This window comes from Rhizobium sp. YTUHZ044 (assembly GCF_051123975.1).
Taxonomy (GTDB): domain Bacteria; phylum Pseudomonadota; class Alphaproteobacteria; order Rhizobiales; family Rhizobiaceae; genus Rhizobium.
Genome location: NZ_CP101427.1, coordinates 334,409 through 349,230, shown reverse-complemented (window position 1 = coordinate 349,230; position 14,822 = coordinate 334,409). Strand labels below are relative to the sequence as shown.

Genomic DNA, 14,822 nt, shown 5'->3' with positions numbered 1-14,822 from the left:
CAGCGACCTGCCGGCTGACGCTTGCCTGGGTGACGCATGCTCAATCTCGAAAGCCTGATCGACGAGCCGGCTCCGGGAGCATCAATCTGGAAACCCAGGGTCACGACGAAGGCGCGGAGCGGCTGGACAGCTTCCCTGGGAGGATATCTGAAACGGTCTCGTGTTCAGTGCGCTCTCAAAGCCGCCGCGCGATGCTGCGAGGGCGTCTGCCCGAATGTGCGCTTGAACGTCCTCGTGAATTGCGAAGCGTTTTCGAAGCCGACATCGAGCGCGATCTCGATCAGCGGCGCCTTCGACTGGGCAAGGATCGATTTTGCCCGTTCCATGCGGACGCGATTATAGGCCTTGGCGGGAGACATTCCGGTCTTCTCGATGAAGATCCTCTCCAGCTGCCGCCTGGATAGCCCGACCATGGCGGCAAGCTTCTCGATCGGCATGCTGCCATCGACGAACTGCTCCATGGTAATCATCGCCGCCTTGACGCGGGCGTCGTCATAATCGTCGTAGAGCGGACGCCTGGGCTGAATGTCGGCCGGAGCGCGGGCCTTCTCGATCTGCAGCACTTCAAGCGCATTCCGTTCGGCATCGCGGCTGATGTATTTCCTGACCAGCAGCGCCGCCATATCGGCACTGCTGCTGCCGCCGGCGCAGGACCCACGCTGGCGATCGAGATTGAAGAGCCGGTCGGAGCGAACGCTGAGGTCGGGGAACCGCTCGCGGAACTCCTTATAATGCAGCCAGCTGACGCAGGATTCATGCCGCTTCATCAGGCCCGCCGCGGCAAGGATGAAGGTACCGGTGCACACGCCGATCAGCGGCACCTTCTTGGCATCCGCCTGCTTGAGGAAGGTGATGGTCTGCTGATCGACGGGGTTCTCCACGCTCAGAAGGCCGCCGACGACGGCGATATAGTCGAAGCGCGTGGGATCGACGAAGTCCGACGTCGGAGCGACCTGGACGCCGCAGCTCGAGGTGATCAGGTGCCGCGTGCTGCCGATCACCTGCCAGTCGGCAAGCACCCGTCCGGAACGGTCCTGCTCGTCGCTGGCAAGCCGCAGCGTATCCACGAACAGCGCAAAGGCGGACAACGTGAACGACCGCGACAAGACAAACCCAACCTTGAGACGGGCGGCGGGTTTCGCAGCGCCGTCTGCCTGCCGATGCTGCCCAGGTCGGATATTCATCTCATCACCGTTTCTGAATGCGCTCATCTAATCTGAAAACCGTGCGCCAGCGGGTGCCGATCGTCAACACAAATGGTGTTGTGGCCGATGACGCGCGCCCAGCCTCCGCAAGTGAACCAAGAGTTCATCACGATAATCAATACCACGAAGCGATCGACGCATTGATCGAAGCCGCGATATCGATCATCCTGATCGCGCCGTAGATCATTTCTCCCCAGATATTCAGACATTTTGCCGATGTCATTCCGAATGCCTCGAACTGGGCCGAGGGACATCAATGGTCCCGCCGCGGCGATTGATACTATCGCGGGGTCACTGCTTGTGGCCGACGTCGAGGCGAATTGCCGGAGCCGTAAGCCGCGAATTGAGAGCCGCCCTCGATCAATAGATGCCGAACTCGATCGGGGAGCGCCGGCACGCCAGCGCTCCCCGGAAGGTTCAGGCAGCCAGGACGCCGCTCTTCTTGGCGGTCCAAGTTGCGATATAGTCCATCAGGCCGGGCGAGAGACAATCATAGGGCTCGAGGCCCAACGCTTTCAGCTGCGCCCTGACGGCGTCCATCTTCGAAGGATCGAAGCCGCTTTCGATGATCGACGATACGAACGCCGCAAAAGTCGGCCTTGCCCAGCCGCCCTCCTGGAAGCGCTCCGGGTGGACGAAGGACAGTCCCTGGAAAGGATGTTCGCGCTCGACCGGCCCGTACATATGCACGCCACATTCCTTGCAGGCATGCCGCTGGATCAAGGCTGCGGAATCGACGACTGCGAGCTTGTCGCCGTTTTCCAGCACCTCGACGCTTTCGGTCGGCGCTACAGCCACAACCGAGAAGACGGCGCCTTTCGGCTTCCAGCACTTGGTGCAGCCGCAGACGTGGTTGTGGGCGATGTCACCCTTGATCCTCACCTTGACCGGGTTGCTCGCGCAGTTGCACACGAGCGTTCCGCCTGCGAAAGCAGCGTCAGTCGCTCGAAAGCCTGAATCCACTGCGGGATGTATGGCTATGCTGGTCATCGCTTTTCTCCTTCCCTCCCTGGCCGTTTGCATTATGCCCGGCCGAGCTCTGCAACTACTTTGCCAGCCTCTGCGCGTGCCAGCGCAGATGGTCCTCCATGAATGTGGAAATGAAGAAGTAGGAATGGCCGTAGCCTTCCTGCATGCGAAGCCTGAGGTCGATATCAGCCGCCTCGCAGGCTTGCCTGAGTTCGTCGGGGCGCAAACCGTCCTCCAGGAAGCTATCCGCCGTTCCCTGGTCGACGAGCAGTTCGGGGATCCGATGCCCGTCCTCGATCAGCGAGCAGGCGTCATAGGCCCGCCAGGTCTTTTCATCGGCGCCGAGATATTTTCGGAAGGCCGGTCTCGACCAGCCGGAAACCGAAGGATGGCTGATCGGCGCGAAGGCCGAGCAGCTGCGGAAACGGTCGGGGTTCTTGAGCGCGATCGTGATCGCGCCATGTCCGCCCATCGAGTGACCGAAGATCCCCTGGCGCTCCATGTCGACCGGAAATTCCGCAGCAAGGAGCCGCGGCAGCTCGTCGACGATATAGCTGTACATGCGATAATTCGCCGAATAGGGCGGCTGGGTGGCGTCGACATAAAAGCCCGCACCCTTGCCGAACTGCCAGTTGTCGGCCTCATCGGGAACGTGGTCACCGCGGGGGCTGGTATCCGGGCAGACAATGACGAGACCGAGTTCGGCGGCAAGCCGCCGATACTCGCCCTTGTCCATGACGTTGGCATGCGTGCATGTCAGGCCGGACAGATACCATAGGACCGGCAGCTTGCCCTCGGCCGCCTGCGGCGGCAGGAACACCGCGAAGGTCATGTCGCAATCGCAGGCCTCGGAACGTTCGACATAGACGCCCTGTGTGCCGCCGTGAGACTTATCAGCCGATATCGTCTTCATTCTCAGTACACCACCACGCCGCGGATGCTTTCGCCCTTGTGCATCAAGTCGAAGCCCTTGTTGATGTCTTCGAGCGGCATCGTGTGGGTGATCATCGGATCGATCTGGATCTTGCCCTGCATGTACCAGTCGACGATCTTCGGCACGTCGGTGCGGCCGCGCGCGCCGCCGAAGGCGGTGCCCATCCAGTTGCGGCCGGTCACCAGCTGGAATGGCCGCGTCGAGATTTCCTGGCCGGCGCCGGCAACGCCGATGATGACCGATTTGCCCCAGCCGCGATGCGAAGCTTCCAGCGCCTGGCGCATCACCTTGGTATTGCCGGTGCAGTCGAAGGTGTAGTCGGCGCCGCCGATCAGGTCGCCGTTGCGCTTGGTCATGTTGACCAGATGGGGAACGATGTCGTCGCCGACCTCCTTCGGATTGACGAAATGCGTCATGCCGAACTTCTCGCCCCAGGCCTTGCGATCCGGGTTGATATCGACGCCGATGATCATGTCGGCGCCGGCAAGCCGCAGCCCCTGCAGCACGTTGAGGCCGATGCCGCCGAGACCGAAGACGATCGCTGTCGATCCGATCTCGACCTTGGCGGTGTTGATGACGGCGCCGATGCCTGTGGTGACGCCGCAGCCGATGTAGCAGACCTTGTCGAAGGGCGCGTCGGGATTGATCTTGGCGAGCGCGATCTCCGGCAGCACCGTGTAGTTGGCGAAGGTCGAGCAGCCCATATAGTGATGGATCTTGTCCTTGCCGATCGAGAAGCGGCTCGTGCCGTCCGGCATCACGCCCTGACCCTGGGTTGATCGAATCGAGGTGCAGAGATTGGTCTTGCGGGAGGTGCAGGAATAACACTCGCGGCATTCCGGTGTATAAAGCGGGATGACGTGATCGCCCTTCTTCACCGAGGTCACACCCGGGCCGACATCGACGACGATGCCGGCGCCCTCATGGCCGAGGATGGCCGGAAACAGGCCTTCCGGATCGGCGCCCGACAGGGTGAAATCATCGGTGTGGCAGATGCCGGTCGCCTTGACTTCCACCAGCACTTCGCCGGCCTTCGGGCCGTCGAGTTGCACGGTCATCACTTCGAGCGGTTTTCCAGCCTGAACGGCAACGGCGGCGCGAACGTCCATTTGATAATCCTTCCTATTAAATCAATCTCGATAGTCAGATATGCTGAGATACGACCGAGAGATCGAAACGATCTTCGGCGGCACCTTTGTCATCCCGGCTCGACCTGACACCAGACGGCGAGAAGCGGCTGGGCCGTACATCGGATCGCGAACGATTGCCCGGCATCGTTCGCGAAGACGGTTCCGGTCGCGGCGGAAAACCATTGGGAATCGCCGAGACGGACTTCGCCCGGCGACAGCAGAATGAAGGCGCGCGGCTGCGTCTGAACATGATCGGGGAAGCGGGTGTAGCGATCCATATAGATCACCCCCACCCGGAGATCTGCTCGTTCCTCCATGCCGCCCGGACCGACCAGAACCGCATGCGAGTGCATGTTGCCGAAGTTCAGGCTTGCAAAGGGGCCGGTCCGGCCGCGTCTCCACAACAGCTTGTCGGCGAGACTCTTGAACTGGCCGGCGATCGCCTCATATTTCCGTCCGGATTTTGCCAGATGACCGATGGCGTCATCCAGACCTTCGGGCACGCCGGGAAGAGGGCCGGCCTCCGGCCGCACCTTGCCTGTCTTGAGCAGCCTCTGCAGGACCTTGCCGGCGACGAAACTGGCCACGGCGGGAGCCTCCGCCGACAGCATCAGCCCGCCGATATCGTTGAGGAATTCCTGCAGCGGTCGAGGACGCCTTTCCCTGCCGATGTCGTGCAGCCTGATATAGGCCGGCTTTTCCTCATCGTTCAGGAGAAGGTCGGCACCAGGTCTGATTGGACGTCCCACCGCACGCGCCACGTTCAGTCTCCTCGCTCAGAGCGCCTTTTGCAATTCCGGCAGTGCTTCAAAGAGATCGGCGACGAGGCCATAGTCGGCGACCTGGAAGATCGGCGCCTCCTCGTCCTTGTTGATGGCGACGATCACCTTACTATCCTTCATGCCGGCGAGATGCTGGATGGCGCCGGAGATGCCGCAGGCGATATAGAGATCGGGCGCCACCACCTTGCCGGTCTGACCGACCTGCCAGTCGTTCGGGGCATAACCGGCATCGACGGCGGCACGGGATGCGCCGACGGCGGCGCCGAGCTTGTCGGCAACCGGCAGGATGACTTCCTTGAACTTCTCAGCCGAGCCGAGCGCCCGACCGCCGGAGATGATGACCTTGGCCGAGGTCAGTTCCGGCCGTTCCGAGGCCGACAGCGCATCGGAGACGAAACGCGACAGCCCCGGATCGGAGACCGCCGGGATCGCCTCGACAGAGGCAGAGCCGCCTTCAGCCGCGGAAGCAAACGAGGCGGTGCGCACGGTGATCACCTTCCTGGCATCGCTTGATTGCACCGTCTGGATGGCGTTGCCGGCATAGATCGGCCGCTTGAAGGTGTCGGCGGAAACGACCTCGATGATCTCCGAGACCTGGGCGACATCGATGAGGGCGGCCACCCGCGGCAGCACCGTCTTGCCGACCGAAGTGGCGGCCGAGACGATCGTGTCGTAGGAGCCGGCGAGCGAGACGATCAGGTCGGCCAGCGATTCGGCGAGATTGTTGGCAAGCGCGTCGCTTTCGGCGAGCAGCACCTTGGAGACGCCGGAAAGTTTTGCCGCCTGATCGGCCGCAGCCCTGGCAGCCTTGCCGGCAACCAGCACATGCACGTCGGAGCCGATCTGGCTTGCCGCCGTCAGCGCCTTGGCGGTCTGGTCGGAAAGGTGATTGCCGTCATGGTCGGCCAGAAGAAGAATGGTCATGATAGTTGCTCCTGTTCCAGCCCGATTACAGCACGCCGGCTTCGTTCTTCAGCTTGTCGACGAGTTCGGCGACCGACTTGACCTTGACGCCGGCCTTGCGGCCGGACGGCTCCTCGGTCTTCAGCACCTTCAGCCGCGGCGTCGTGTCGACGCCGAAATCGGCAGGGCTCTTCTTGTCGAGCGGCTTCTTCTTCGCCTTCATGATGTTCGGCAGCGAGGCATAACGCGGCTCGTTCAGTCTGAGATCGGTGGTGATGACCGCCGGCAGCTTGATCTCGATCGTCTGCAGGCCGCCATCGACCTCGCGGGTGACCTGCGCCTTGCCGTCCCCAATCTCGATCTTCGAGGCGAAGGTTGCCTGGGCTGAGCCCAGCAGCGCCGCCAGCATCTGGCCGGTCTGGTTCGAATCGTCGTCGATCGCCTGCTTGCCGACGATGACAAGCCCCGGCTGCTCGGCATCAGCCACCGCTTTCAGGATCTTGGCGACGGCGAGCGGCTCGACCTGATCGTCGGTCTCGACCAGGATCGCCCGGTCGGCGCCCATGGCGAGCGCCGTCCGCAGCGTCTCCTCGGCCTTGGCGGGGCCGATCGACACGACCACCACTTCTTCCGCCTTGCCGGCCTCCTTCAGCCGCAGCGCTTCTTCCACCGAGATCTCGTCGAACGGGTTCATCGACATCTTCACATTGGCAAGCTCGACACCCGTGCCATCCGGCTTCACCCGGATCTTCACGTTGTAGTCGACAACCCGCTTGACGGGCACGAGAATCTTCATGGCAAGCCCCTTTATCCAAAGCGCGCCGCGATCTTTCAGATTCGCTTGCTCTGCGCTTTAACTCGTTTTTACGTAAGCCGTTGCCGCAACCGCCGCACAGCTTTGCGCGACATGCTTTAGACAGCCGGCCGTCAATGCGACCGCTCGGCAAGCAACGCCCAGAAGGCGAAGAGCGGCGTCTCCGCCGACCGCATGGCATGTTTGATCCTGGGAATATTATAGAACGACCCGCCGATACCAGGCGAGAACCAGTTCCCCTCCCCCTGCTGGAACTCTCCCTTGGACAGCATGAGATAGACTTCCTCCGGCGCATGGTCATGATCGGGATAGCGCACGTGAGGCGCCATCAATGTCACGCCGAACCACAGGTCACTTCGCTCCTCCAATCCACCCGGCCCGACGATCATGGCATTGGCATGCCCATCAACGAAATTGTCGCTGGCCGTGGTGTGGTCATACTTTGTGCGGCGACGCCATTCAAGCATTAGCTCGATGCCTTTGAACCCCTCGATCAATCGCGCCAGCGAAGCATAGGACGTATCGACGGCGAGCGCCATATCGAGGTGAGCGCAGACCGGTAACCGGCTTCCCTCTCCGGCGCGCGCAGTCCCCTGACGCTCCAGCGCCGCGAAGAACTGCCCGATCGAGCGGCGGGCTTCCGGAGCCCTGGCGAACTGGCCGAAAGCGACCGAAGCGGCTTCCAGGAAATGCTGGAGGCTTTTGTTGCGCAGACTCATATCATCCCCTCCCGATCGGCCGACAGGCGGCCGCTCTGACAATCATATATCCTTTGCGATGCGCAGACCGTCATAGACAGCGGCATGCGTATTGCGGGCAGCGACGGCGTCGCCGATCCGGAACAATTGGAACTTGCCCTCTGGATTGCGGATGACGGATTGCGGTTGCCCCTGGAGAAGCTGGTCGTGCGAGACCTCGCCGAGATTATTCGACTTGGGCTTCAGCTCGAAATAGAGTTCGTCGAGCGGGATGGTCCCGTGATTGACGACGATCTGGTCGTAGCTGTGCTGACGGGCAATTCCGCCGTAATCGCTGCCGATGAGGGCGACGAGCTGGTTACCTCTCTTCTCGACGGCCTCCAGCCGATAGGTAACGGTGAAGGTCACGTCGTACTTTTGGAGCGAGCGCATATAGGGAACCAGGTTCATCGCCATGACCTCCGGCGCGAAGGACCGGTCCGGCGTCATGATCTCGACTTTGGAGCCCGCCTTGGCAATGAACTCCGCCGCCTGAAGCGCTGCATGATCGCCGGCGTCGTCGAAAACAAGCACGTTGGTTCCGGGTTTCACATCGCCGGAGATGATGTCCCAAGAGGAGACCACCAGCTCGTTGCCGCTGGTGAGCACCTCGGTATGCGGCAGGCCGCCAGTGGCGATGATGACGACATCGGGGTTCTCCGCCTCGATCGTGTCGGGTTCCGCCCAGGTGTTGAAGTGGAAGGTGACATCGTATTTCTCACACTGGGTCATGCGCCAGTCGATGATGCTGATCATTTCCCTGCGGCGTTCGCTTTGGGCGGTGAGGCGGATCTGACCGCCTGGATTGTTCGCCGCTTCGAAAACCACCACCTGGTGGCCGCGCTCGCCAGCGACGCGCGCAGCCTCCAGCCCGGCCGGGCCGGCGCCGACAATGACGACCTTCTTTCTGACGTCGGCCTTTGCCAGGATATGCGGCATCGTCAATTCGCGGCCGGTGGCGGCATTGTGGATGCAGTAGGCGGCCCCACCTTGATAGATGCGGTCGAGACAGTAGTTGGCGCCGACACAGGGGCGGATATCCTCTTCCCGCTTCTCGATGATCTTGCGGACGATGTGCGGGTCGGTCATGTGGGCGCGGGTCATGCCGACCATGTCGACTTTTCCTGCTGCAATCGCATGTCGCGCCGTGGCGACGTCGGCAATCTTCGCCGCATGAAAGGTCGGGAAGTTGGTCGCGGCGCGGATTTCACCGGCAAAATCCAGGTGCGGTGAGTTCGCCATGCCCTGGATCGGGATGACGTCGGTCAGACCGGCGTCGGTGTCGATATGGCCGCGAATGACGTTCAGATAGTCGATAAGCCCGCTGTCGCGCAGCCGCTTCGAAATCTCTATGCCTTCAGCTTGCCCGTTTCCGCCGGGCAGACACTCGTCCGCCGTATAGCGTACGCCGAGGATGAATTCGTCCCCCACTCTCTCGCGGATCGCCCTGAACACGTCGAAACAGAAGCGCATGCGGTTCTCGAGCGCACCCCCATAGGGGCCGTCGAGTTCGTTGGTGAGCGGAGACGCGAACTGGTCGATCAGGTGGCCGTAGGCCTCCAGCTCGATTCCATCCATACCGCCCGCCTTCATCCGTTCGGCCGCGTCGGCAAAATCCTTGATGATGCGCTCGATGTCCCAATCTTCCACCTTCTTCGGGAAGGCGCGATGCGAAGCCTCGCGAAGATGCGACGGGGCGACGACCGGCAGCCAGTCACCCTTGTCCCAGCGCGTGCGCCGGCCGAGATGGGTAAGCTGGATCATGATCGCCGCACCCTCTTCATGCACGGCGTCGGTCATTTCCCTGATCCAGGGGACGATCTCGTCCTTATAGGCGAGCAAGTTGTTGAAGACGGGCGGACTGTCCCGGGAAACCGCGGCGGAGCCTGCCGTCATCGTCAAGGCCACCCCGCCCTTTGCCCGCTCCACGGTATAGGCCCGATACGTCTCCTTCGGCATGCCGTCCTCGGGATAGGCCGGCTCATGCGCGGTTACGATGATGCGGTTACGCAACGTCAGATGCTTGAGTTGGTAGGGCTGAAGAAGAGGATCGTTCGACATGGGCCGTGGTTCCGGATTAAAAACGTCGAAGCAGACGCTAAGTGCAATGTACACAAGTGTCAATCTTGAAAACAATACAGTCACCATATTCGACACTTATGTACATTTTTCTTGTGCGAGGCCGCGGAATTTGCTAGGAGAGAACGCATGGACCAGGCTTTGAACGACACCGGTTGGCGCGGATCGCACGAGGGATGGCTGGAAGCAGCCTACCAGGCGCTGCTGGAATCTGGCGTGGATTCGGTGAAGATTCTGCCGCTCGCAAAAAAGCTCAATCTCTCGCGGACGAGCTTCTACTGGTTCTTCAAGGATCGGGAGGAACTCTTGAGCGCGCTGGTGGCGCGATGGCGTGAGAAAAACACCGGCAATATCGTCAAACAGTCCGAAGCCTATGCAGAGTCACTGGCCGAAGCGATGCTCAATGTCTTCGATTGCTGGCTGAACACCGATCTCTTCGACGCCAAGTTCGAGTTTGCCGTGCGCAGCTGGGCGCTGCAGTCGGACGAGCTTCTGGCCGAGGTCCACAAGGCCGATCAGATCCGGTTGGAGGCACTCAAACGCATGTTTATGCGGTTCGGAGTACCAGAAACGACATCGGATGTCAGAGCGCGGACAACTTATCTCGTTCAGATCGGGTACATTTCCATGCAGTCGAAGGAGGAACTCGCCGTCCGCATGAAACGGATTCCGGAATATATCGCGATCTACACGGGCGAAGTGCCGCAGCAGAGGGAGCTCGACCGCTTCTTCGCGCGGCACGGCTATAGGTCCGGCTGAGGAAACCGAGATGAGCGTTTCCTTGAGGATTGGTATTATTGGCGGTGGCGGCTGGCTTGGTGGAGCCATCGCGGGCTCGATCCTCGATTCCGGCCTGGTTGATGCTCGAAATCTCTGCCTCTCCTATCGCAGCCGACAGCCCGACTGTTTCCCGGATTCCTTCTGGACCAGGGACAATCAGGAGCTTACCGACCGCTCTGATGTGGTCCTTCTCTCCGTCCGCCCCGATGACTGGCATCCGCTCGCCGTCGACGCCTCCGGCAAGCTCGTCATCTCAGTCATGGCCGGCATTCGCCTGAGCGCCCTTTCGGAGCGCCACAAGACCGGCCGCGTCGTTCGCGCCCTGCCAAATGCCGCTGCCGAAGTGGCAAAATCCTATACGCCATGGATCGGGGCGAGCGGCATCACTGGAGATGACCGGGCCATGGTCCGCGCGATCTTCGAGACCTGCGGATCTGAGGACGAAGTCGCAAGGGAAAGCGACATCGATTACCTCACAGGCCTTGCCGGCTCAGGGCCGGCATTCCCGGCGCTGCTCGCCGCCGCCATGATGCGCCACGCCGTCGCCCGCGGCCTGCCCGCCGAGGTTGCGCGCCGCGCCGTCAATACGGTGATATCAGGCGCCGGCCGGCTGCTGGAGCGCCGCAACGAATGTCCCGACAACGTCGTTCAAACCTTTCTCGACTATCGCGGCACCACCGCGGCAGCCATCGAAGGCATGCGCGCCGCCGGGTTCGACGCTGCGGTGGGGGAAGGACTATCGGCAGCATTCAAGAAATCGGTGAGTATGGGAGCTGTTTCCTGACGACCGTTGAGGGTGGGTACTGCGGCACCCCGCCTGGCCAGATCAGCCGCTAAATAGAGGGAACGAGAATGAAGAAACTACTTGCATCGACATGCTTGACGTTCGGCCTGATCGGCGGCGCGTCCTTCGCCGGCGCCGCCGAATGCGGCAGCGTCACCATCGCCAGCATGAACTGGCAAAGCGCCGAAGTTCTCTCCAATCTGGACAAGTTCATCCTGAACGAAGGTTACGGCTGCAGCGCCGACATCACCGTCGGCGACACTGTCCCGACGATCACCTCCATGGCCGAAAAAGGCCAGCCGGATATCGCGCCCGAAGCATGGATCGACCTCCTGCCTGACGTCGTCAAGAAGGGCACCGAAGAAGGCCGCATCGTTCAGGTCGGCTCGCCACTGCCGGATGGCGGCGTACAGGGCTGGTGGATTCCGAAATATCTCGCCGACGCCCATCCCGATATCAAAACGATCGGCGATGCGCTGAAGCATCCGGAACTCTTCCCCGATTCTGAAGATCCGAAGAAGGGCGCCGTCGTCAATGGCCCGCAGGGCTGGGGCGGCACGGTCGTCACCTCGCAGCTCTACAAGGCGTTTGATGCCGAAAAGGCGGGCTTCACCCTCGTCGACACCGGCTCTGCCGCCGGTCTCGACGGTTCGATCGCCAAGGCTTACGAGCGCAAGGAAGGCTGGGTCGGCTATTACTGGGCGCCGACCGCTCTGCTCGGCAAGTATCAGATGGTCAAGCTGGAAGCCGGCGTGCCGGAGGATGCCGCCGAGTGGAAACGCTGCATCACCGTTGCCGACTGCCCCGATCCGAAGCCGGCGGCATGGCCGGTCGATCACGTCGTCACCCTGGTTGCCAAGCCTTTCTCCGAAAAGGTCGGGCCTGAGGTCATGGACTACCTGAAGAAGCGCTCCTGGAGCAACGACACCGTCAACAAGCTGATGGCCTGGATGACGGATAATCAGGCGACCGGCGAAGACGGCGCCAAGCACTTCCTGGAAGAAAACAAGGACATTTGGACCAAGTGGGTCTCGCCTGAAGCAGCCAAGAAGATCGAAGCTGCTCTCTAGAAAATTGCGGTGCGCGAAAAGCGCACCGCCCTCACGCGCCGACAAAATCAAAAAGACTGCTACGGCTCTTTGACAAAAGGGGAACCGAGATGGAATGGTTTTACAAATTCCCGCACATGAACGATGACGCGCTTCGGAATCTGAAGAAGGCGATCGATGACGGCTTTCGCGGCTTTACCCGCAGCTATGGCGACGGCATCGAAAGCCTCTTCGTTCCGCTGCAGCACTTCCTCATCGCCGCCGAACGCTTCATGACGCAGACGCCATGGCCGATCATCACCTTGATCGTCCTCGTCATTGCATGGTTTGCGAGCCGCAGCTTGAAGATCGTCGTCGGCTGCCTGGTGACGCTGATGCTGATCGGCTACTTCGACATGTGGGACGACACGATGCGGACGGTCTCGATGATCTTCGTCTGTACCGTGCTCTCCATCGCCATCGGCATCCCGATCGGGATCCTGATGGCTCGCTCCGACCGGCTGCAGCGCGTCGTCAATCCGATCCTCGACGTTATGCAGACGATGCCGAGCTTCGTCTATCTCATCCCCGTCGTCATGCTGCTCGGCATCGGCAAGGTGCCTGGTCTGATCGCCGTCGTCATCTACGCGATCCCGCCGATGATCCGCTTGACCGATCTCGGCATCCGCCTGGTGGACAAGGACGTGCTGGAAGCGGCCGACGCCTTCGGGACGTCGCGGTCTCAGAAGCTTTTCAAGGTGCAGCTACCGCTGGCGCTTCCTACCATCATGGCCGGCATCAACCAGACGATCATGATGGCGCTCGCCATGGTGGTCATCGCTTCCATGATCGGCGTCCAGGGTCTCGGCCAGCCGGTGCTCAAGGCGATCGCCAACCAGTACTTCACGCTGGGCATTTTCAACGGCCTTGCCATCGTCGGCATCGCCATCATCTTCGACCGGGTCAGCCAGGCATATGGCAAAAGGCTCCAGAAGCATCAGGAGACCGTCCATGGCTGAGCATCGTTTCGGCGGCATCAAGATCCGCCACCTCTACAAGATCTTCGGCCCCAATCCCGCCTCTTATGTCGAAGCGGTGCAGAAGGGGCTGACGAAGACCGAACTCAACGAAAAGCACGGTCACGTCCTGGGCCTCAGGGATATCAATGTCGAGATCCCCTCCGGCTGCATTCAGGTCATCATGGGCCTTTCCGGTTCGGGCAAATCGACGCTCATTCGCCACATCAATCGCCTGATCGATCCGACATCCGGCGAAGTGCTGGTCGACGGCGTCGATGTTGTGAAGATGAACGAAGCCGAATTGCGGACGTTTCGGCGGCAACAGACGGCGATGGTGTTTCAGAAATTCGCACTTCTGCCGCACCGCAATGTCCTCGACAACACCATCTTCGGTCTCGAAGTGCAGGGGATGGAGCGTGCGAAAGCCGTTGAAATCGCCATGCGCTGGATCGAGCGCGTCGGGCTGAAAGGCTTCGAGCAAAAATACCCGAACCAGCTTTCCGGCGGCATGCAGCAGCGCGTCGGCCTGGCGCGGGCCCTTTCCAACGATGCGCCGGTGCTTCTGATGGACGAAGCCTATTCGGCGCTCGATCCCTTGATCCGCACGGATATGCAGACTGTCCTTCTCGACATTCAGAAAGAGATCAAGAAGACCATCGTCTTCATCACCCACGATCTCGACGAGGCTTTGCGCCTGGGCGACCAGATCGCCATCCTGCGCGACGGCGAAGTGATTCAGCAGGGCACCAGCCAGGACATCGTGCTGCGCCCGGCCGACGATTACATCGCCAACTTCGTCAAGGAAGTGAACCGAGGCCGGGTCGTCCATGTCGAAGCCGTCATGACACCTTTGCACTCCGCCGCAGCGCCTGGCGGCTTGACGATCGCATCGGGTACGACCGTGGAAGAAGCCGTCCGAATACTGGCTTCGACACCGAACGACGATGCCAGGGTGGTTTCGCCGTCGGGAGAAACCTTGGGCCTTGTCACCTTCCGCCAGCTCGCCGGTGCAATGGTGAACTCGCAGGAGGTGGCTCCCCCACGCGAAAGCGCCCTTTCGATCGCGCTCTGAACCTACGGGCGCGGGCTCTCCCGGTCTGGCCGGCGGCACCGACGTTCGGCGCGTCACCACGCACCGCAATCGGCAAGCCGGCTGCTGAGGGATCACGAATGCGGGCTCGGGGAGATCCTCGGCCGGCGCGAGCGGCGCCTGACAAAGCTCGCGGGCAGTCGTTAGACTTGACTCTTATATCGACACGTCGGATGTCGAGGCGATCGGTACCGATGCTGTCGCCCTGCCAACGGGTTTGATTCTCCGAAACCTGCTTTCAGAGGGCTGATGCCACCTGTCGAGGTCCAGGCATCGACAAATGAATTGTCTTTATACCAGATCTCTATGCCTTCTCCGACAGGAGGTGAGTCGGACTGGATCTTTAATTCAGGGGCAACCAAAGAGTGGGGAGGGAGGGCTAGCCTATACATTTTGCGCAGGACCGGTCCATACTGCGTCGCGAAAAGCCGATTGACCGACAATATCGGAACGCGCCAATTGCTCCATTGCCGTAGAACACTAATCTCAGTCCGACCGGGGCCATGATGGTCTACGGTTTGCAAGCCCCCCTCCATCGATGACCCCAAACGATGGAAGGGTTTACGTC

At 61.2% G+C, this 14,822-nt stretch carries 14 protein-coding genes; 5 read left to right on the top strand and 9 right to left on the bottom strand.

Annotated features, from left to right (window positions below):
- Positions 1-164: 164 nt before the first annotated feature.
- From NL154_RS24520 to NL154_RS24480, 9 genes are all read right to left on the bottom strand, one after another.
- Positions 165-1,178, bottom strand: coding sequence for a GlxA family transcriptional regulator (locus tag NL154_RS24520; protein ID WP_221147421.1), 1,014 nt, complete (start codon positions 1,176-1,178; stop codon positions 165-167).
- 444 nt (positions 1,179-1,622) lie between these two features.
- A complete protein-coding gene (gfa, locus tag NL154_RS24515; protein ID WP_221123450.1) occupies positions 1,623-2,195 on the bottom strand; it encodes an S-(hydroxymethyl)glutathione synthase in 573 nt (190 codons plus the stop codon).
- A gap of 55 nt (positions 2,196-2,250) precedes the next feature.
- Complete coding sequence (fghA, locus tag NL154_RS24510) at positions 2,251-3,087, bottom strand: S-formylglutathione hydrolase (protein ID WP_210631733.1); 837 nt, start codon at positions 3,085-3,087, stop codon at positions 2,251-2,253.
- A 2-nt stretch (positions 3,088-3,089) separates the two neighbouring features.
- Positions 3,090-4,217, bottom strand: coding sequence for an S-(hydroxymethyl)glutathione dehydrogenase/class III alcohol dehydrogenase (locus NL154_RS24505; RefSeq protein WP_210631732.1), 1,128 nt, complete (start codon positions 4,215-4,217; stop codon positions 3,090-3,092).
- Between the two features lie 89 nt (positions 4,218-4,306).
- On the bottom strand, positions 4,307-4,999 hold the full coding sequence (locus NL154_RS24500) for a dimethylsulfonioproprionate lyase family protein (RefSeq protein WP_210631731.1): 693 nt from the start codon (positions 4,997-4,999) through the stop codon (positions 4,307-4,309).
- Positions 5,000-5,014: 15 nt separating this feature from the next.
- Positions 5,015-5,944: an electron transfer flavoprotein subunit alpha/FixB family protein gene (locus NL154_RS24495; RefSeq protein WP_434734188.1), complete on the bottom strand. Its 930-nt coding sequence runs from the start codon at positions 5,942-5,944 to the stop codon at positions 5,015-5,017.
- Positions 5,945-5,969: 25 nt separating this feature from the next.
- Entirely contained in the window at positions 5,970-6,719 is a 750-nt protein-coding gene (locus NL154_RS24490; RefSeq protein WP_430962038.1) for an electron transfer flavoprotein subunit beta/FixA family protein, read from the bottom strand.
- Between the two features lie 131 nt (positions 6,720-6,850).
- Complete coding sequence (locus NL154_RS24485; RefSeq protein WP_434734187.1) at positions 6,851-7,456, bottom strand: dimethylsulfoniopropionate lyase; 606 nt, start codon at positions 7,454-7,456, stop codon at positions 6,851-6,853.
- A gap of 42 nt (positions 7,457-7,498) precedes the next feature.
- Positions 7,499-9,535, bottom strand: coding sequence for an NADH:flavin oxidoreductase (locus NL154_RS24480; RefSeq protein ID WP_221156204.1), 2,037 nt, complete (start codon positions 9,533-9,535; stop codon positions 7,499-7,501).
- A 147-nt stretch (positions 9,536-9,682) separates the two neighbouring features.
- Here NL154_RS24480 and NL154_RS24475 point away from each other — a divergent pair, with 147 nt between their 5' ends.
- From NL154_RS24475 to NL154_RS24455, 5 genes are all read left to right on the top strand, one after another.
- Positions 9,683-10,312 carry a TetR/AcrR family transcriptional regulator gene (locus NL154_RS24475; protein WP_210631726.1) on the top strand — a complete coding sequence of 210 codons (630 nt, stop codon included), beginning with the start codon at positions 9,683-9,685 and terminating at the stop codon, positions 10,310-10,312.
- Positions 10,313-10,322: 10 nt separating this feature from the next.
- Positions 10,323-11,117 (top strand): pyrroline-5-carboxylate reductase family protein, encoded by a 795-nt coding sequence (locus NL154_RS24470; protein ID WP_434734186.1) that lies wholly within the window; start codon positions 10,323-10,325, stop codon positions 11,115-11,117.
- A 68-nt stretch (positions 11,118-11,185) separates the two neighbouring features.
- Complete coding sequence (locus NL154_RS24465; protein WP_210631724.1) at positions 11,186-12,187, top strand: ABC transporter substrate-binding protein; 1,002 nt, start codon at positions 11,186-11,188, stop codon at positions 12,185-12,187.
- Positions 12,188-12,276: 89 nt separating this feature from the next.
- A complete protein-coding gene (locus NL154_RS24460; RefSeq protein WP_210632172.1) occupies positions 12,277-13,164 on the top strand; it encodes an ABC transporter permease in 888 nt (295 codons plus the stop codon).
- Positions 13,157-14,236: a quaternary amine ABC transporter ATP-binding protein gene (locus NL154_RS24455; RefSeq protein WP_221123559.1), complete on the top strand. Its 1,080-nt coding sequence runs from the start codon at positions 13,157-13,159 to the stop codon at positions 14,234-14,236. Before NL154_RS24460 ends, NL154_RS24455 begins: the two co-directional genes overlap by 8 nt.
- Positions 14,237-14,822 lie beyond the last annotated feature (586 nt).

Excerpts from the sequence above, each read along its gene's own strand:
- gfa (WP_221123450.1), bottom strand. The coding sequence starts at position 2,195 with ATGACCAGCATAGCCATACATCCCGCAGTGGATTCAGGCTTTCGAGCG.
- fghA (WP_210631733.1), bottom strand. The coding sequence starts at position 3,087 with ATGAAGACGATATCGGCTGATAAGTCTCACGGCGGCACACAGGGCGTC.
- NL154_RS24505 (WP_210631732.1), bottom strand. The coding sequence starts at position 4,217 with ATGGACGTTCGCGCCGCCGTTGCCGTTCAGGCTGGAAAACCGCTCGAA.
- NL154_RS24495 (WP_434734188.1), bottom strand. The coding sequence starts at position 5,944 with ATGACCATTCTTCTTCTGGCCGACCATGACGGCAATCACCTTTCCGAC.
- NL154_RS24490 (WP_430962038.1), bottom strand. The coding sequence starts at position 6,719 with ATGAAGATTCTCGTGCCCGTCAAGCGGGTTGTCGACTACAACGTGAAG.
- NL154_RS24485 (WP_434734187.1), bottom strand. The coding sequence starts at position 7,456 with ATGAGTCTGCGCAACAAAAGCCTCCAGCATTTCCTGGAAGCCGCTTCG.
- NL154_RS24480 (WP_221156204.1), bottom strand. The coding sequence starts at position 9,535 with ATGTCGAACGATCCTCTTCTTCAGCCCTACCAACTCAAGCATCTGACG.
- NL154_RS24475 (WP_210631726.1), top strand. The coding sequence starts at position 9,683 with ATGGACCAGGCTTTGAACGACACCGGTTGGCGCGGATCGCACGAGGGA.
- NL154_RS24470 (WP_434734186.1), top strand. The coding sequence starts at position 10,323 with ATGAGCGTTTCCTTGAGGATTGGTATTATTGGCGGTGGCGGCTGGCTT.
- NL154_RS24465 (WP_210631724.1), top strand. The coding sequence starts at position 11,186 with ATGAAGAAACTACTTGCATCGACATGCTTGACGTTCGGCCTGATCGGC.
- NL154_RS24460 (WP_210632172.1), top strand. The coding sequence starts at position 12,277 with ATGGAATGGTTTTACAAATTCCCGCACATGAACGATGACGCGCTTCGG.
- NL154_RS24455 (WP_221123559.1), top strand. The coding sequence starts at position 13,157 with ATGGCTGAGCATCGTTTCGGCGGCATCAAGATCCGCCACCTCTACAAG.